The organism is Pseudoalteromonas sp. T1lg88, assembly GCF_002964765.1.
Lineage (GTDB): Bacteria > Pseudomonadota > Gammaproteobacteria > Enterobacterales > Alteromonadaceae > Pseudoalteromonas.
The window spans coordinates 156,555-173,121 of record NZ_PQCF01000006.1; the positions used below are offsets into that span (position 1 = coordinate 156,555).

A 16,567-nucleotide genomic window follows, 5' to 3' on the forward strand; every position below is an offset into this window, starting at 1 on the left:
ACCTTGCGCCTCAATAAAAAGGAGCCAAACCATGAGCATCAAACTCACTAAAACGGCCGACGGCCAATATCGCCAGCAAGTACAAATCGGCCCACATCGGCTCTTTGCCGATGCCCGTATCGATACCCAGAGCGACAGCGCGCCGGACCCCCATGATATTTACGACTCGGCCCTGGCGGCATGTAAGGCCATTACCCTGCTTATGTATGCACAGAGAGCGGGGATCCCATTAACGGATGTGGCCGTTGACATCACCCGGGATGCCAGTGAGGAACGCCAGGGACGCTACCAGTTGCACCTAGACCTTATGCTGGGCGGTGAGCTGGATGCGGCGCAGCGGCAGAAGCTGGCGCAAATTGCCGATAAATGCCCAATTCATAAACTTATGACCCAGGTAGAAACCATCATCACCACGGACTGCAAATAGGAGCCCATATGAGCAATCTAACCAATGACACCCGCAATGACTGTGAGCTAATGGACGCCTGCGGCGCGGTGAAAATGGTGTTAAAGCCCAAGGACACAGATCTGGGCGGTTTTTCCGTGCGCCGTTTGTTACCAACGGCGCAATTGAAAATGATAGGCCCGTGGATCTTTTTCGATCATATGGGCCCGGCCAGCTTTGCCCCTGGCCCAGGCATCAATGTTCGTCCCCATCCCCATATCGGCATTGCCACCGTCACTTATTTGTTTGCAGGTGAGATCCTTCATCGCGATTCTTTGGCCAGTGTGCAGCCCATTAAGCCGGGGGATATCAACCTGATGGTCAGCGGCAGCGGCATAGTCCACTCCGAGCGCGAGCGCCCGGAGGCAACCGCTCACGCACGCAACCTTAACGGCCTGCAACTCTGGCTTGCCCTGCCTAAGGAGCAAGAAGAAATGGAGCCGGCCTTCTATCACTACCCGGCCAGCAGCGTGCCCCTGGTCAATATTGATGGCGTCCCCGTGCGAGTCATGATGGGCAGCGCCTATGGCGTCGAGTCGCCGGTGCGCACCTTTTCCAATACCCTGTATTTGGAAGCCGTGCTTAAACCCGGCGAGTCATTAACCCTGCCACCATGCGCGGAGCTCGGCCTGTATGTAGTGCGCGGTCAATTAAAAGCGAAAGACACCGACATCCCCGAGCACTGTATGGCGGTGTTTTCCGATACCCATGACATAAGCGCTGGCGTTACTGTCACCGCCAGCGAAGACTCGCGCATCGCCCTTATCGGCGGTGAGCCGCTGGGCAAACGTTTTATCGAATGGAATTTTGTTTCCAGTCGCAAGGAGCGCATTGAGCAGGCCAAGGACGACTGGCAAAACGGGCGCTTTGCCAAGGTTCCCGGCGATGAGCAGGAGTTTATTCCGCTGCCTTAACAAGCAGATGATGTTACCACTTATCGCCATCCCCTTTCTTTTTTTACCGGCTTGACGCATGCTAGGCCGAGTAAAAACTCTAAGGAGCCGAGAGATGTCCAATCAAGATGCATTTTTAGAACGTTTTCCCAAGGCCTGTGAAATCAAGGTGGCCTGGGGTGATATGGATGCGCTGCAGCATGTCAATAACACCCTCTACTTCAAATACTTTGAAATTGCCCGTATCGATTTTTTAAATCAGGCCGGCATACTTGAACACCTTGCCGCTGAGCAGGTCGGCCCTGTACTGGCCGACAATTACGCCAAATATAAGCGCCCAGTGACCTTTCCCGACACCCTGCTGATCGGCGTCAGTATCAGTGACATAGGCAACAGCAGCTTTACCACCCACTACAGCGTGTTTTCCAGTGCGCAGCAATGCGTAGTGACTGAAGGTCAGGCAAAGTTGGTGATGTTTGACTTCAAAACAATGCAAAAAGCGCCATTGAATGATAGCTTGTTATCATTCCTGCACTTAAACCTAAAGGGCTAATCATGGACTATGCAAAGCTCGGCCGCAGCGGCTTAAAGGTATCACGCGTCTGTCTTGGTACCATGACCTGGGGCAAACAAAACACCCAAAGCGATGCCGATGAGCAACTCAATTATGCGCTTGCTCAAGGCGTTAATTTTATCGATACCGCCGAAATGTACGCCGTGCCACCGAGTCCCGATACCTATGGTAAGACCGAAACCATTATCGGCGACTGGCTCTCTCGTCATCAAGAAAAACGTAAGGAGCTGGTGCTTGCGACCAAGATAGCCGGCAACGGCTTAAGCTGGGTCCGCGGTGGCGGCGACATCAACAAAGAAGCGGTGATAACCGCGGTTGACCAATCCCTTAAGCGTTTGCAGACTGACTATATCGATCTCTTCCAGTTGCACTGGCCTAATCGCACCTCACCGCATTTCGCCAAGCAATGGCCGGGCATGGTGGATATCAAGAGCGTCGATAAAAGCACCGAACGCGCGCAAATGCATGCCATTTTAGAGGGGTTAGATACTTGTGTTCGCGCCGGTAAAATCCGCCATTGCGGACTTTCCAATGAAACTCCTTGGGGGCTTAGCCAATATCTGGATCTCGCCAAGCAGTATTCGCTGCCGGCCATGGTGTCGATGCAAAACGAGTTTAGCCTGGTGCATGGCAAGGATTGGCCTTATTTAATCGAGCAATGCCATCATGAAGACGTAGCCTACCTGCCCTGGTCACCACTGGCCGGCGGTATGCTTAGCGGCAAGTATCTAGGTGGTGCGCGCCCGGCGGGCTCGCGCTGGACTATAGCCCAGCGCAATGGTTTGTTCCGCGATACCGAGCAAGGCCAACAAGCGGTGGCTCGCTATCAGGAAATTGCCAAGCAGCAAGGGATCACTGCGGCGCAGCTGGCACTGGCCTGGTGTAACCAGGTGCAGGGCGTCACTTCGACCATTATCGGCGCCACCAGCATGGCCCAACTGCAGGAAAATATTGACGCCTTTGCGCTTCCCCTCAACGAGAAGACCTTGGCGCAAATCGATGCGGTATTTAGGGAGTATCCGGCGCCCTATTAGGGCTGACAAAAGCACCCTGACGACATAAAAAAGGCTTGCAACACGCAAGCCTTTTTTAATTTCATACCAATTCTGTTAAGTATGTGAGCAGATATAGCGCTGGATAAATGATGTGCTAACAAGGCGGAATTTTTCTTATGTAGTTATTCTACATAGAAAAATTCCAACGCAGTGAGCATGATATTTAGCCCGCTAGAATGCTTAGCTATTTAAGTGAATTGGTATTATAACCATTGACGCAGCAACACGGTCAGCGCCAGGAAGGTAAAGGCTACGGCCAGTAATTTATTAATAATTAACTGGTTGCGCTCCAGCCATGGATAGAAACGCGGATGACTGCAAAGCATGGCCACCACACAGTACCAGAGCGCATCGATAACGGTCGGCGTTGCCACCATCACCGCCTGCTGTTGCCATTGCATCGGCTCGGCGGGAATAAAGGGCGAAAACAGGGCGACAAAGAAAATCGCCAACTTGGGGTTTAAAAAGGCAATGGCAAAGCCGTCTTGAATGGCACCGCGACGCTTGCTGCCCGCAGCTTCTATCTTAAGTTTGGTAGCCCCACTGCGCCAGCTGTTAAAGGCCAGATACAACAAATACAGGGCGCCGGCATAGATCAGGATCTGATACAACAAGGGCACCTGTTGCTGCAAGGTTCCCAGGCCTAAAATGGCTAGCAGCGCATACACACCCACACCGAAACCGTGACTTAGGGCGCAGGCAATACCGCCGGAGCGACCACTTTGCAGGCAGTGTTTTAAAACCACGGCCAGACTAGGACCCGGAGACATGGCCCCCATTAAACAAATGCCCACCAAGGCCAGCCAATTTGTTAACTCCATTATTTTTGCCTTTGTTCTTGTATTAATTCAAATAATTGTACCGTGGCCAGGGTGTCATTGATAGCGCGGTGATGCCCTTGTAAATCAATCCCCAACTCCTTGCACAGCTTACCCAGGGAATAAGAGGCATATCCCGGCAGGTGCTTGCGTGCCAAACGCACGGTGCACAGCTTAGGTAGGATCAGGTTTTTGTCGGTACGGGCAAACTCGGCGCGTAAAAAGCCATAGTCAAAATTGACATTATGGGCGACAAAAATGGCCCCTTGTAAAAACTGCCACAGCGACGGCGCAATCTGCGCAAAGGTCGGGGCATCGGCCACCATAGCATTGTCTATGCCGGTCAGCTCGGTAATGTAGCGCGGAATATGGCGCTCGGGGTTGATCAGTGAATGCCAGCGCGCAACCTCCTTGCCGTTCACCAACTTGACCGCGGCGACTTCGGTCACCCTGTGGCTATTCTTTTGCCCACCTGTGGTTTCAATATCCACCACCACATAGGGCTGCTCCGGGTTGACCTGCCAGCTTACGCTTTGCACTTGTACCTCGAACCCGGCTCGCTGCAACTGACGTATGGCGAGCAGCTGATTGCGTCGCAGGCTATCGCCCGGTGCCTTTATCTCTTCAAAGCGCAGCTTGCCTTGCGCTATCACCATCAGATCCGGGTAGCCGTCTTTGGCATTGACGAAGTCCTTGGCCATCACGGTTAATTGCGCATAAATGGCCGACAACGAGGCATGTTCAATCAGAAGCAACAAGGGATCAAGCAGGTTTTCATGCCAACGAATAAAGGCATTGGGCTGCTGATAATGCCGGGTGGCATTGGCGGTAATATGATGCACCAGCTTGGACTTGGTATCACAGTGTGCAAACAGCGCCGCGATATTGTCCCGGTACATGTGATAGAAGCGCCCGTCGCGCAAACTGCTTGGAAATACATCAAACTCGGTGCACACGCCGCCCTGGGCGCTGGTAAAGAGCTCATCCCAAAAACACAAGGCAAAGAGATGAAGCCACAATTGGTTCTCGCAATGCAGCGCCTCGCTCCCCTGTTGCCGATATAAATCGATGACGCCCTGCTCTACGTGGTGAGAATAGGCCTCGTCTATGGCCAAAGGCTCGCCATGGCGCAATAAATCGGTCAAGGTGCTGGTGCGCTTGCCCTGAAATTTAAGGGCATAAAAGTCCTGGGCAAAAAACAACACCTGCTCGCAGCTGGGATCCTCGATTAAGGCCAACAACCGAGCCTCGACCCAATCTTTGTCACCGCGCTTATAGCGCTGGCGCACCACCAGCTCCACCGCCTGAGGGTGTTCGCTCTCGGCCAGCAAATCCAAGGCTAATTGCTCATCACACACTCCCAGGGTCAACAGCTTCTTACCCAGCACATACAAGGACTCATGGCGATAACGCGTCGCCAGCGCTCCCTGTGCCAGCGGCGCCTGGGTTAAGCCAGACGCCAAGACCAGCAACTGGGGTTCTTCCTCCAGGGCTTTCGCCTGAGCGCGCACCTCACCGTAAAAAAACGCACTTTTAGCCTCATCGAGCTGGTTAAAGCGAGCCCCAATCTCCCCCTTGTTGGTGCGGCGAATACCCAGATCGCGCAATGAAAACTGTGTCATCGAGCTATTGATACGACCAAAGAAAACAAACAAGAGGTAGTGCAGCACCGAATTATAACTGTGCACTAAATAGCTTAAAAAAAGCTCGCTGTGACGCACATGACCAAAGCACAGGGTTTGCTGGCAATACGCCAGCCACATCGGCTTTTTCGCGGAGAGGGCAATGCCGGGCAGCCCAAGCTCCTTGCACAGGTTGATCAGCTCCAGCTTAGTGAGGGATTCTAGCCAGGCGGCAAACTCATGCTCCTGCACATGACGCACCCACTGACGGCGCTTAAGCAGCGCCAACGCCAGCGGCACATGGTCGATTTCCTCGTAATGTAGGCTGCTTTGCTCAACAAAGTCGGACTTGCGATTGTACATGCGCACCAGCACACACTGAGCATGCTCGGGCAGGCTCAGAAATTCATTGATATAGCCGCGCTCGGCATCCGCGCACAGATGCCAGGCATGTTGCTGATGATAACTGAGAAACTCTTTAAAATGCGCCAGGTAATAGCGTGGCGGTAGGACTTTCTTTTCCATGCAAGCACACAGTTAGGTAAAACTAACCGTGAGATTAGCACTGTTTATTTATACAGTAAACTTTTGAATTCTAAGACCCTAAAGCGCTTGCCATTGTTTTGTAACCAGGACCTGCTCGTCGAGTAACACCTGTCCCTCGAATACCTGCCCCGTGCGCACCTGCCCCACTCCTTTAGGTGTCCCCGTTAACAACCAATCACCATCTTGCAAGCGCTGCCAATTGGCCAACTCATCAATGGCCGTTTGCACCGGATACAACATCTGCCTGGTCTGGCCCTGCTGCACAAGTTCGCCGTCGATATACAAACGCAACGACAGCCTGGCGATGTCCGCCTCATCGATGGCAGCAAAGTCACTTGCCAGCACGGCACCATCGAAACTTTTTGCTCGCTCCCAGGGCAACCCCTTGGCTTTTAATTCACCTTGCAGCGCCCGCTTGGTGAGATCCAAAGCAAAGGCCACGGCAACCGGACGATTGTTTTTGATGACAAAACACAGCTCCCCTTCATAATGCAGAGCCTCATTTTGATGCTGCGACAGCAACACATCGGCAAGCACCGAGGGCGGCTTGTTGAAGATCACCATGGCATCGGGCATGGCATTATCCAGCTCCTTGATATGCTCGACATAGTTACGGCCTATACAGGTGATTTTTCCGGGTTTTGTTGCCATATTTTTATCTCGTTTTGGATTTTTCCTCAGTGTATGGCGCTGCTTGCACCATCGCAAGCACCAGAGCTCGGCCGCACACATTTTTGCAATCGACGCGACTACTGCGCTGGATCAAACCCATAAAGTCGGTTTTTTGGTTAACTAACTGTAGGAGCAGACTCGGGAGAAACTCATGCCCAGGCTTTCCACCTTAACCCTACTCAAGGTCATTATTGTTTTTGGTGTACTGCTGATCATCGGCGGTCATACCTTGCTGGTGACGGACTCGTTTCGTGATTATTTTGGCATTTACAGCTTTATGATTGGCGCTGTCTGTATTGCGGTGGGCTTGATCATGTCTTTGCCGACTAAGATCTATCTGACCATCTTGTTGATGCGCAATGAGGGCAAGGAGAGTAAATTTAAGTGAGGTAACGACTCACTGAGCCGCTACCTCTGGGTCGATTACGACTTTTCTTGTAGTGTGCGAGCTACGGTACGCATACCCAAGGTGGTTGCGCCGGCAGACCATAGGCTGGTTGGGCTGTTTTGGAAGGCCGCCGCCAGGTCCATATGCACCCATCCCTTGCCTTCGTCACGAACAAAGCGTGATAAGAAACCAGCCGCGTTAGAGGCGCCACCAAAGCCACCGCCTTTTGCGGACGACTGTTTGCTGTGTCGGCATAAGGTGACGGACAGTTGTTCTGGTGGAATTTCTCCAACGGCAGTGGCCACGCGCCTTCAAATTCTTCGCTGGCAAAGCCTTCAACGTCACGCACCATGTCTTTATCCAGACCGAATAACGCATTGTATTCCTGACCTACCGCAACCAAGGCTGCACCGGTTAGGGTTGCCGCGTTGATAATAGTAGCGGCGCCCGTTTCGCTAGCAGCCATCAGGCCGTCGGCCAGTACTAAACGACCTTCGGCATCGGTATTAACGATTTCAACCGTGGTGCCATTTTTGTAGGTAAGAATGTCGCCCAGCTTGTAGGCATGGCCCGAGATCAGGTTCTCGGCACAGCATAGGAACAGCTTTACACGCTTGTCCAGACCGCGATTAATCGCCAGTGCCAGACCCGCTGTCACAGTAGCTGCACCGCCCATGTCGCACTTCATGGTCAGCATGCCTTCACTTGGCTTGATTGAATAGCCGCCGGAATCGAAGGTGATACCCTTACCCACAAGCGCCGAGGCCACAGGGGCGTTATCATCGCCAGTTGGGTTAAAGTCGAGCTCAAGCAAAACAGGTGGGCGCTCACTGCCACGACCTACCTCGTAGATACCAATCCACTGTTGCTCTTTTAACGCTTCGCCCTTGATGATCTGGTAGCTTACGTGCTCAGGAGCCAAAGACTGGATAAACTCACCGGCTTTCTCGGCCAGGCTTTCCGGGTAGATATCTTCGGCGGTGCCGTTGATCATCTGACGCATCCAAATAGCCGACTGCTTAAGCGCCGCCAGCTCTTTTAAATCACTTTGCTCATTATCAACGAATTCAACGCCATCTAGTACTTTAGGGCTCACAAAACCTTGATAGAAAGCCCACTGGCTCTCTGTGCACCAGGCATCACCGGTTAAGGTGACCGCTTTTACGCCTTGGTTGGCAATGGCGCGACCGGCCTTTTGCACATTCACCAGGGTATCGGTTTCGCTTAGGTGCACGATTGCACCTTGCTCATTGAAAGACAGGTTTGCCGCCTCACCCCAATGACCTGGGGCAGCCTGCTCGCTTAGTTGTACTAAAAATTGTTGACTCATAGGGGTCCTCTTGGACTGGGATTACAATTACCAGCAGTTTACACTAGGGCCATGCAGTTCTAAAGCGAAGTACGATTAATGTTATTTCAACCGCCTCTTCAAACCGCCACCCTGTTAAAACGCTACAAGCGTTTTTTAGTGGATTTACACCATCCCGACGGCCATGAATTTACCGTGCACTGCGCCAATACCGGCAAGATGACCGGCTGCGCCGAGCCAGGCGTTAGCGCATACTACTCCACCAGTGATAACGCCAAACGCAAGTACCCGCATTCCTTGGAGCTCTCCAGCAATCAAGCCGGCGACTTGATCTGCGTAAACACCGCCGTGGCCAACAAGGTGGCCATCGAAGCCATTGAACAAGGCGTGATTACAGAGCTGCAAGGATACGATGAGCTGCTGAGCGAAGTGAAATACGGCGATGAAAACAGCCGTATCGATATTTTGCTGCGCGATGCCAACAAAGCCGATTGCTATATCGAAGTGAAGTCCGTGACCTTACTGGAAGAAAACGGCCAGGGTTACTTCCCCGATGCGCAAACCCTGCGTGGGCAAAAGCACCTACGCGAGTTGATGGCGATGAAGGCGCAAGGCCATAGAGCGGTACTCTTGTTTGCGGTATTGCATACAGGTATCGAAGGCGTGAGCGCAGCGGCACATATCGACCCTAAGTATGCACAATTGCTTGAAGAAGCGGTGACGGCCGGTGTGGAAGTACTGGCGTATAAGGCGGAGATCAGCGCCGAGAAAGTGGTTTTAACCCAAGCCCTGCCTTTTGCCTGAGGCCCCTGGCCTATTTGAAATTAAAAAAACGGCTTACCTCAGGTAGACCGTTTTAGTTGGGAAAGCGGGAACTGGCGCACTTACCGGTTCCCTCTGATGTTGCTTTAATTACTCGCTGGGCTTGGCGTAACTCAGCGACATTTCGGCTATCAGGTTGTTGGTAATATCCCCTTCACTAAAATACAGTGGCCGTAATGCCGCACTCTGTGAGTAATAGCGACTTTGATCGTCGAAGTGATCCGAGTCCGAGTGCGAGCTTTGCGACATGGTCAACAAACCCTTGGCTACCGGACCATTGTCGGTAAAGTTCATCACAAACATCCAGCTCGAACCATAGTTAACCGGGTAACCATCGGCACTTAAACCCGAAGCCAAGGGCTGTCCGGTAATGGCATCCGGCAAGCGGTCAAAGATCTTATAGGGAATGACCGTCGAGTTCGACAGCGCCCGGCGGTCAAAACGGAAGACATTAAAGCCCCCTTCCACATGCATAGGCCCAGCCCAAGGCAGCTTTTCACCCGAGCCCATACCACCGGCCAGGGTTTTCTCGACAAATTGCAGTTCGCCCAAAGTCGCATCCAGAGCAAAGCCATTGTCGGTCACGTTCAAGACCGCATGGGCCAAAGCCTGCAATGCCGAACCGTCGAGCTTCAAGGTGTTAGGTGTATTGGCCGCATCGGTCACAGAAAAGTTATCAAACAGGTGTACTTGCGGGTCAAACAGGTGCGCAAATTCTCGGATAAGCGCCGCGCCCTTGGTATCGAGGTTCATCTTGCCATCGAAATCAGCCAACAGGGCGCAGGCCGCACTGAGGTCTACATCGCGACCACCAACCGATACGGGCGCGCTGCCTTGTGCCTGGCATTGCTTAACCAGCGCCGGAAGCACAAGATCATAAAGATAAATATCATTACCGAGCAGCGCCTGCTCCAGCTCAACAAGAGAGAATTTGCCATCGGCGCCACCGCCTTCGCGCAATAACTTTAAGCCCATACGAGTGCGCAGAGACTGAGGGTACTGTACCTCGCCGTATTGCGCCGCATAGCCCAACAAAGGCTCGGCCGGGTTGGTAAGCCAAAAGCTGTCGTTGGAGTTTTGCACATAGTCGGTGCGCTCTAGTTTGGGCGCATCTTCGTATGCAACCACGCCGCTCGATTCAAACAAGGAGGTGTCGCCCGGAACCAGATCAAAACCGGTTTGTTGACGCAGCGCCACCAGTTGTGGCTCTAAACGCATGGCCAGATTAGCTGTATCCCCGACCTGCAACACGGTAGAGTCATCGATATAAAACACATTGCCTTCTTTATCCGAGGCCATGGTGTTATTGAAGGAAACACCATCGAATTCTTGAAATGCCTTTTTCATATCATCGAGGGAATGAGCCGCGTTCATGCGCGACCAAAAGCCGACCACGTCCATATTGAATTCGTTGGCATCCTTGATGGTAAAGGCATTGCTGTCGCTCCACCCCAGACCAAAGGCCGCCGGCGTCTCTATCATCAGGCCCTGATGCGAGTAGTAATACTCTTTATTCAGGGTGATAAACTGGCCCGGCCCTACCGCCACATCGACACTGATGCTTTTGCTGGTTATAGGCATGGGTTCGCCGTCCAGGGTGTAGGTAAGACGATCGCCCTCGCTTAGCGCCAACTGATAAATAATAAAGTGGCGCGCGGTGGAGAAGGTGTGGGTCCAGGCCACATTCTCGTTAAAGCCGATATTGATCACCCCGGGCATGCCCTGCAAACTGCCGCCCATGACATTCAGTGACTCGGGAATGGTGAGGTGTGATTGCCAAAAGCGTAAGTTCCCCTGGTGCGGGAAGTGCGGGTTAGCTAGCAGGCCGCCCTTACCGTTTTCCATTTTATCCTTACCCAGACCCCAGCCATTAGAACCTAAATGTTCATACTTTTTCTGCAGCTGCAAGGTACTGGTTTTGCTATTGAGCTCCTTGGCAAAGGCCTGAGCCTGGACACCCGCCTGGGTCATTACCGGCAGATATTCGTCGCCATCGCCGGGATTGGCGAAAAAGGCCAGATCGAGAAAGTTAGCAGAGCTGGCCAGTTGCACCGTGGCCATGGCATAGGCCAGCATGTCTTCTTTAGTTATAGTCACGGCCCAGGGCTGACCTGCGCACTCCGGCGCCAAATTGGCGACACCGGTATCGGCCACATATTTATTGAAACCGGCCACGAACCCTTGGTAATGCGCACGGCTTTGTTCGTCCAGTTCCATATAATGGGCCTGCGCATAGTCATTGACGCCCAGGGCCTTGTATCCAAAGTCGGAAATAAGATGTTCGCTATCACCACTGCCAGGCACCTTATCCGGACCAAAGTAAAGACTGCGATGACCTCGCACCTTAACGATTTGATCCATCATGATGCAGGCATTGTCCTTGGCATACGCATAGCCGCTGCCAAAGGCCAAACTTTCGATATTGTCCGCTTTTATATGCGGCACCCCGTACGTGGTCCAACGAATATCCGCTTCCAGTACACCATCGTCATCAAACAACACCAAGGGTTTGGGCTGGGGGCTGGGTTGTACGGGCTCGGGGGTGGTGACAACTTGTGCATCGTCGTTATCGTCTGAGCCGCAGGCACTGAGGGTCAGCGCCGTCAGCAAGGCCACCAGTACGGGGTTAAGTTGCATCTTCATAAAGCGTCCTTTTTGTTATTCTTAACTTTCTATTCAACATCGCTCACTTATCCACCTTGCCCTAAGTGCCCTATTAAATCTTGACGTTTAACGCCAAATATTGACTTTGGGCGCCACCTGCTCCAGTTTTAAAAGTATAAAAAAATAATAAATTGGGTTCCTATGCGCGCTTCCTATGTGAGTTATCAATTGCTTCGCTCATTGGTGTTATTCCTTGAGAGTAAGGGCTTAAGTCGTACTGCCTGTCTCACTCAGCTTGGGTGTAGCGAACAGGAACTACACGCGCACAACAGCGCCTTTAGCCTCAACCACTATCAGCGGCTGATGCGCTGGGCCCATAAACAATTAAATTGCCCCTACATAGGCTTGTCTTTTGGCGCCCAATTCGATCTCGATCGCTGGGGCGTGCTGGGTCATTTAGCCAGCGTGAGTCCGGATTTACGCCGCGTTATCGACTATGGCCGCCGCTTTCATCCCCTGGTTCGGCACACCCAAAGTCTCACCCTACATCAGCAGCCCAAGACTCTGACTTTAGACCTCGGACCAACTCAAGACGGCTGCTACTATGTAATTGATGAACTCTTTGCCAGCTGGCTTAGTTTTGCCCGCACCTATATGGTCGATGCCGAAACCCTGGCGCCGTTGCAAATTCAGCTAATGCGTGCCGCTCCTCAGGATCTCAAAGAGCGCCGTATCTACGACAATCTCTTTCGCTGTCCGCTGCAGTTTGAGGCACCCAGCAACACACTCAGCATACCCAGGGAGCTGATTAACCGACCACTCAAACAGCCGGATAAAACCTTGGAGCAAGTCTTACTGCATCAGGCGCAACAACAGCTAAATAGTCATTACAGTTTGAGCGATGCGGTTAAATTGCATATCAATGCCCACCTGCCGGAGATCATGCGCATAGAGCAACTGGCCGCCCTTTTTGGCCTACCGGCACGCTCCCTGCAACGACAATTGGCCCGGCAAGATACCAGCTACGCCAAATTGCTTGATGAGTGCCGCCAGCACCTGGCCTTGCAACTGTTCGAGTCCGGCTACAGCGCCCTTGAGGTAACTAATAAACTGGGGTTTTCCGAGCAAAGTGCGCTGCAACGGGCATTTAAACGCTGGTTTTACCTCTCCCCTAAACGTTTTTTTTTACATCAACACACCCTTGAAATAAACTCAGATGGCCCAATATCAAGGCGAATTAAAAAATCAGCACCCGGCTGAAGGCTCGCCTGAAGGCAAGAGCCGCAGCCAAGCCAAGGCAAGGTACTAAAATAAAAAGTGTTTGCTAAGGGGGTGGTATTTTGCTATTTATAGCCGCCGGTATTTACCGGGGACTTGGTATTAAGGATTTAGGAGATAGTTATGCCAGAGCAGCGTAAATTAGGTTTGATCGCTCAGGCGGGTTTAGAGCCGTATCAGGAACAGCCAGGCGAAGAGTACATGAATGAAAAGCAACGTGCTCACTTTCGCAAAATTCTGGAAACGTGGCGTAACGATCTAAGAAATGAAGTTGATCGCACTAAAACGCACATGCAAGATGAAGCTGCGAACTTCCCTGATCCGGTCGACCGTGCAGCCCAAGAAGAAGAGTTCTCATTAGAGCTGCGTACTCGTGACCGCGAGCGTAAACTGATTAAGAAAATCGAAAAAACCCTAAACCTGATCGACGAAGACGATTTTGGTTATTGTGAATCGTGCGGTATCGAAATCGGTATCCGCCGTCTTGAAGCACGCCCTACGGCCGACCTGTGTGTTGACTGTAAAGCATTGGCGGAAATCAAAGAGAAACAATCGGGTCGCGGTTAATACACCATGACCCATTTGGATGGGGATCAGGGCGCCACAGCCTATGTCGGCCGCTTTGCCCCTTCCCCTTCAGGCCCACTGCATTTTGGTTCATTGGTTGCCGCCCTCGGCAGCTACCTTGACGCACACGCGCATCAAGGACAGTGGCTGGTTCGTATTGAAGATATAGACACCCCCCGTGTGCGCCCCGGCGCCGACAGCGATATTCTCCACACCTTAGAAGCCTATGGCCTGCACTGGTATGGCGAAGTGATCTGGCAAAGCCAACGATTAGAACGTTATGCCGAGGTAAGCGAGCAGCTGACACAACAAGGCCTGGTCTATGCGTGCCAATGCACTCGCAAAGAAATTAAAGCCTTGGGTGGCATCTATAACGGCCATTGCCGCAACTTAGCACTAAGTGGTGAGCACCTGGCGCTGCGCCTCAAGCAAGAGCAGCCCATTTATCATTATCTGGATGCACTGCAAGGTTGGGTTGATATTGCCGCCGCTGAGGCCGAAGAAGACTACATAATTAAACGCCGCGATGGCTTGTTCGCCTATCAACTCGTGGTGGTCATCGATGATATCGACCAGGGCATAACCCATGTGGTGCGCGGCGCCGACTTGCTTATTCCCACGGCCCGACAAATCGGCTTGTTTCAGCAGTTAGGGCACAAAGCGCCAGAGTATCTGCATCTGCCACTGGCGGTGGCCAGCCCGGGCTTTAAACTGTCAAAACAAAACTACGCCCCGGCCATAGACAGGCAGAACCCGCAACCCGCCTTAGTAGATGCGTTGCACTTTCTTGGCTTTGCGCCGCCACCGGAATTGCTCAGCTACCCGGTTGCCGATATTCTTGATTGGGCGCATCAAGCATATCAACGCCAGGCCTTGCGCCGCGCTCTGGAAGTCCAAGTCAGCGAAGATGCCAACGGCAAGACCCTAATTCAGCAGCTATAACCAGTGCCATGGGCTTGGCGCTGCGATTTTTATCCGCGCTCGCTTAATTTTTCTGCCGTGCTGGTATATTATAAGCCACTTTCACAATCGCCATAACTGTAGCCTAGGAGAGCGATTATCATTTCTAAACTGTTTCAGCTATGCCGGCAGGTGTTGTCAGCTAAAGACGCAAGTGATGCCGAGCATGGGCAAATCACCACCTTAAACGAGCCGGTGATCATTCCTCGAAGTGAGCACGGAATTTCCCGTAGCCAGTTTAGCCCCAACGCCCTGAAGGTGTTGTACCGCCTAAAAGACGGCGGTTATGAGGCGTATCTGGTTGGTGGCTGTGTGCGCGATCTCCTGTTAGGCCTACAACCGAAAGACTTCGACGTGGTCACTAATGCCACTCCGGAGCAGGTCAAAAAACTGTTCCGCAACTGTCGCTTAATCGGCCGTCGTTTTCGTCTGGCTCATATCGTTTTTGGTCGCGAAGTTATCGAAGTAGCCACCATGCGTGGCCACCACGGTGGTGACGGCGGCGGTAAAAACAATATCAGCCACGCCTCGGAACACGGTCAGTTATTGCGCGACAATGTATATGGCACCATAGATGAAGACGCAGAACGCCGCGACTTCACCATTAATGCGCTCTATTACTCGATTAAAGATTTTTGCATTTACGATTATGCCAATGGCGTTAAAGCCATTAAAAATCGTCGCATTGAGCTAATTGGTGATCCGGAAACCCGCTACCGCGAAGACCCAGTGCGTATGCTGCGCGCCATCCGCTTTGCCACCAAGCTGGATATGTCTATTTCCCCAGCCACGGCCAAGCCAATCAAGGAACTGGCGGACTTGCTTTCCAATATTCCGCCGGCACGTTTGTTCGAAGAATGCTTAAAGCTGTTTTTGAGCGGCAAGGCCGAGGCCAATTTTAAGGCCCTGCGTGAATTTGGTTTGTTTAAACATCTGTTCCCGGCTTTGGATAAGATCCTTGATGCCAATCCGGACTCGATGCAAGAACGCTTTATTACCCAGATGTTTATCAATACCGATGCGCGCATCAATAATGATAAGAAGGTCACCCCGGCATTTATCTTTGCCGCCCTGTTATGGTTCCCGCTGCTGCAACGTTGTCAGGAACTGATGCAGCGTGAGCAGTTGCCTCATTTCGATGCCTTGGCGGCGGCCATGAATCAGGTATTAAGCGAAAGCGCCCAACAGGTTGCGGTGCCAAAACGCTTTACCCTGGGTGCCCGCGATATCTGGCATATTCAACATCGCTTTGATAAGCGTGGCGGCCAACGTGCCTATCGCTTAAGCCAGCAGCCGCGCTTTAAGGCCGCCTATGACTTTATGCTCTTGTTGGTCGACAGCGGTCAGGACGACTTAAAAGAACTCTGTGACTGGTGGACCGCCTACCTGAACGCCGACGTGAACGGCCAGAAGATGATGGTCAAGTCACTCGGTGGCACCACCCGAGGCAGCGGTCGCCCCCGTCGACGTCGCAGTGGCGGCTCAAAGCGCAAAGGCGATAAGGCCGCGGGCGAGTCATCATGAGTTATCACACCGTGTACCTGGGGCTGGGAGCCAATCTCAACGATCCCATCACGCAGTTGCAACAGGCGGTCGATGCCTTAACGCAGCTGCCCGGCACCCGGGCGCACCGCTGCTCGGCATTTTATGCCAGCAAGCCCATGGGCCCGCAAGACCAGCCCGATTATGTGAATGCGGTGATGGAGCTGCAATGTGAGCTCGCCCCGCATGAACTGCTCGACGCCACTCAGGCCATTGAATTAAACCTCGGCCGCGTTCGTAAGGCCGAGCGCTGGGGGCCACGCACCCTGGACATAGATATACTGCTGTTCGGCGACCAAAGCATAGACGATGAACGTTTAACCGTGCCCCATTACGGCATGAAGGTACGTGAATTTGTACTCTACCCCCTGTGTGAACTGGCGCCGGAACTCGAGTTGCCCGATGGCAGCTCGGTGCGCAGCCTGACAACACAAGTGCCTCGCAATGGCCTAGAACAACTCCAATAAGGAAA

At 52.6% G+C, this 16,567-nt stretch carries 16 protein-coding genes and 1 pseudogene; 11 read left to right on the forward strand and 6 right to left on the reverse strand.

The window, feature by feature from the left end; all coding sequences use genetic code 11:
* The first annotated feature begins 31 nt into the window (after positions 1–31).
* The 4 genes from C2M34_RS02425 to C2M34_RS02440 all read left to right on the forward strand — a co-directional run bounded on the left by C2M34_RS02425 (position 32) and on the right by C2M34_RS02440 (position 2,946).
* A complete protein-coding gene (locus C2M34_RS02425) occupies positions 32–427 on the forward strand; it encodes an OsmC family protein (RefSeq protein WP_105257975.1) in 396 nt (131 codons plus the stop codon).
* 8 nt (positions 428–435) lie between these two features.
* Positions 436–1,359, forward strand: a complete 924-nt coding sequence (locus tag C2M34_RS02430) for a pirin family protein (RefSeq protein ID WP_105257976.1) — start codon at positions 436–438, stop codon at positions 1,357–1,359.
* A 94-nt stretch (positions 1,360–1,453) separates the two neighbouring features.
* Positions 1,454–1,891: an acyl-CoA thioesterase gene (locus C2M34_RS02435; RefSeq protein WP_105199521.1), complete on the forward strand. Its 438-nt coding sequence runs from the start codon at positions 1,454–1,456 to the stop codon at positions 1,889–1,891.
* Between the two features lie 2 nt (positions 1,892–1,893).
* Positions 1,894–2,946, forward strand: coding sequence for an aldo/keto reductase (locus C2M34_RS02440; protein WP_105257977.1), 1,053 nt, complete (start codon positions 1,894–1,896; stop codon positions 2,944–2,946).
* A gap of 224 nt (positions 2,947–3,170) precedes the next feature.
* Here C2M34_RS02440 and C2M34_RS02445 read toward each other — a convergent pair whose 3' ends face one another.
* The 3 genes from C2M34_RS02445 to C2M34_RS02455 all read right to left on the reverse strand — a co-directional run bounded on the left by C2M34_RS02445 (position 3,171) and on the right by C2M34_RS02455 (position 6,604).
* Positions 3,171–3,788, reverse strand: a complete 618-nt coding sequence (locus C2M34_RS02445; RefSeq protein ID WP_105213338.1) for a LysE family translocator — start codon at positions 3,786–3,788, stop codon at positions 3,171–3,173.
* Positions 3,788–5,932: an exonuclease domain-containing protein gene (locus C2M34_RS02450; RefSeq protein WP_105257978.1), complete on the reverse strand. Its 2,145-nt coding sequence runs from the start codon at positions 5,930–5,932 to the stop codon at positions 3,788–3,790. The genes C2M34_RS02445 and C2M34_RS02450 overlap by 1 nt, the downstream gene beginning before the upstream one ends.
* A gap of 78 nt (positions 5,933–6,010) precedes the next feature.
* Entirely contained in the window at positions 6,011–6,604 is a 594-nt protein-coding gene (locus C2M34_RS02455; protein WP_105257979.1) for a fumarylacetoacetate hydrolase family protein, read from the reverse strand.
* Between the two features lie 172 nt (positions 6,605–6,776).
* Here C2M34_RS02455 and C2M34_RS02460 point away from each other — a divergent pair, with 172 nt between their 5' ends.
* A complete protein-coding gene (locus tag C2M34_RS02460; protein ID WP_105213341.1) occupies positions 6,777–7,013 on the forward strand; it encodes a hypothetical protein in 237 nt (78 codons plus the stop codon).
* A 35-nt stretch (positions 7,014–7,048) separates the two neighbouring features.
* On the opposite strand, the gene C2M34_RS16065 is transcribed toward C2M34_RS02460, so the two are convergent.
* The gene (locus C2M34_RS16065; protein ID WP_442792775.1) at positions 7,049–7,156 is read right to left on the reverse strand and encodes a hypothetical protein; all 108 of its coding nucleotides are present in this window, start codon (positions 7,154–7,156) and stop codon (positions 7,049–7,051) included.
* A 77-nt stretch (positions 7,157–7,233) separates the two neighbouring features.
* A pseudogene (pepB, locus tag C2M34_RS02465) lies at positions 7,234–8,343 on the reverse strand (aminopeptidase PepB); the annotation flags it as partial.
* A gap of 78 nt (positions 8,344–8,421) precedes the next feature.
* Between pepB and sfsA the strand changes: the two are divergent.
* Complete coding sequence (gene sfsA, locus C2M34_RS02470; protein WP_105257980.1) at positions 8,422–9,126, forward strand: DNA/RNA nuclease SfsA; 705 nt, start codon at positions 8,422–8,424, stop codon at positions 9,124–9,126.
* Positions 9,127–9,234: 108 nt separating this feature from the next.
* Here the strand turns inward: sfsA and C2M34_RS02475 are convergent, their stop codons facing one another.
* Complete coding sequence (locus tag C2M34_RS02475; protein ID WP_105258122.1) at positions 9,235–11,781, reverse strand: penicillin acylase family protein; 2,547 nt, start codon at positions 11,779–11,781, stop codon at positions 9,235–9,237.
* 168 nt (positions 11,782–11,949) lie between these two features.
* On the opposite strand from C2M34_RS02475, the gene C2M34_RS02480 reads away from it, so the two are divergent.
* From C2M34_RS02480 to folK, 5 genes are all read left to right on the forward strand, one after another.
* Complete coding sequence (locus C2M34_RS02480; protein ID WP_105199515.1) at positions 11,950–13,008, forward strand: AraC family transcriptional regulator; 1,059 nt, start codon at positions 11,950–11,952, stop codon at positions 13,006–13,008.
* A gap of 141 nt (positions 13,009–13,149) precedes the next feature.
* On the forward strand, positions 13,150–13,593 hold the full coding sequence (gene dksA, locus C2M34_RS02485) for an RNA polymerase-binding protein DksA (protein ID WP_105199514.1): 444 nt from the start codon (positions 13,150–13,152) through the stop codon (positions 13,591–13,593).
* A gap of 6 nt (positions 13,594–13,599) precedes the next feature.
* The gene (gene gluQRS, locus C2M34_RS02490; protein WP_105257981.1) at positions 13,600–14,535 is read left to right on the forward strand and encodes a tRNA glutamyl-Q(34) synthetase GluQRS; all 936 of its coding nucleotides are present in this window, start codon (positions 13,600–13,602) and stop codon (positions 14,533–14,535) included.
* Positions 14,536–14,751: 216 nt separating this feature from the next.
* The gene (pcnB, locus tag C2M34_RS02495) at positions 14,752–16,077 is read left to right on the forward strand and encodes a polynucleotide adenylyltransferase PcnB (protein WP_105199758.1); all 1,326 of its coding nucleotides are present in this window, start codon (positions 14,752–14,754) and stop codon (positions 16,075–16,077) included.
* The gene (folK, locus tag C2M34_RS02500) at positions 16,074–16,562 is read left to right on the forward strand and encodes a 2-amino-4-hydroxy-6-hydroxymethyldihydropteridine diphosphokinase (protein ID WP_105257982.1); all 489 of its coding nucleotides are present in this window, start codon (positions 16,074–16,076) and stop codon (positions 16,560–16,562) included. The genes pcnB and folK overlap by 4 nt, the downstream gene beginning before the upstream one ends.
* The last annotated feature ends 5 nt before the right edge of the window (positions 16,563–16,567 follow it).

What these genes read in the sequence shown, in the direction of transcription:
- C2M34_RS02425 (WP_105257975.1), top strand. Translation starts at nt 32, where the DNA reads ATGAGCATCAAACTCACTAAAACGGCCGACGGCCAATATCGCCAGCAA.
- C2M34_RS02430 (WP_105257976.1), top strand. Translation starts at nt 436, where the DNA reads ATGAGCAATCTAACCAATGACACCCGCAATGACTGTGAGCTAATGGAC.
- C2M34_RS02435 (WP_105199521.1), top strand. Translation starts at nt 1,454, where the DNA reads ATGTCCAATCAAGATGCATTTTTAGAACGTTTTCCCAAGGCCTGTGAA.
- C2M34_RS02440 (WP_105257977.1), top strand. Translation starts at nt 1,894, where the DNA reads ATGGACTATGCAAAGCTCGGCCGCAGCGGCTTAAAGGTATCACGCGTC.
- C2M34_RS02445 (WP_105213338.1), bottom strand. Translation starts at nt 3,788, where the DNA reads ATGGAGTTAACAAATTGGCTGGCCTTGGTGGGCATTTGTTTAATGGGG.
- C2M34_RS02450 (WP_105257978.1), bottom strand. Translation starts at nt 5,932, where the DNA reads ATGGAAAAGAAAGTCCTACCGCCACGCTATTACCTGGCGCATTTTAAA.
- C2M34_RS02455 (WP_105257979.1), bottom strand. Translation starts at nt 6,604, where the DNA reads ATGGCAACAAAACCCGGAAAAATCACCTGTATAGGCCGTAACTATGTC.
- C2M34_RS02460 (WP_105213341.1), top strand. Translation starts at nt 6,777, where the DNA reads ATGCCCAGGCTTTCCACCTTAACCCTACTCAAGGTCATTATTGTTTTT.
- C2M34_RS16065 (WP_442792775.1), bottom strand. Translation starts at nt 7,156, where the DNA reads ATGGACCTGGCGGCGGCCTTCCAAAACAGCCCAACCAGCCTATGGTCT.
- sfsA (WP_105257980.1), top strand. Translation starts at nt 8,422, where the DNA reads ATGTTATTTCAACCGCCTCTTCAAACCGCCACCCTGTTAAAACGCTAC.
- C2M34_RS02475 (WP_105258122.1), bottom strand. Translation starts at nt 11,781, where the DNA reads ATGCAACTTAACCCCGTACTGGTGGCCTTGCTGACGGCGCTGACCCTC.
- C2M34_RS02480 (WP_105199515.1), top strand. Translation starts at nt 11,950, where the DNA reads ATGCGCGCTTCCTATGTGAGTTATCAATTGCTTCGCTCATTGGTGTTA.
- dksA (WP_105199514.1), top strand. Translation starts at nt 13,150, where the DNA reads ATGCCAGAGCAGCGTAAATTAGGTTTGATCGCTCAGGCGGGTTTAGAG.
- gluQRS (WP_105257981.1), top strand. Translation starts at nt 13,600, where the DNA reads ATGACCCATTTGGATGGGGATCAGGGCGCCACAGCCTATGTCGGCCGC.
- folK (WP_105257982.1), top strand. Translation starts at nt 16,074, where the DNA reads ATGAGTTATCACACCGTGTACCTGGGGCTGGGAGCCAATCTCAACGAT.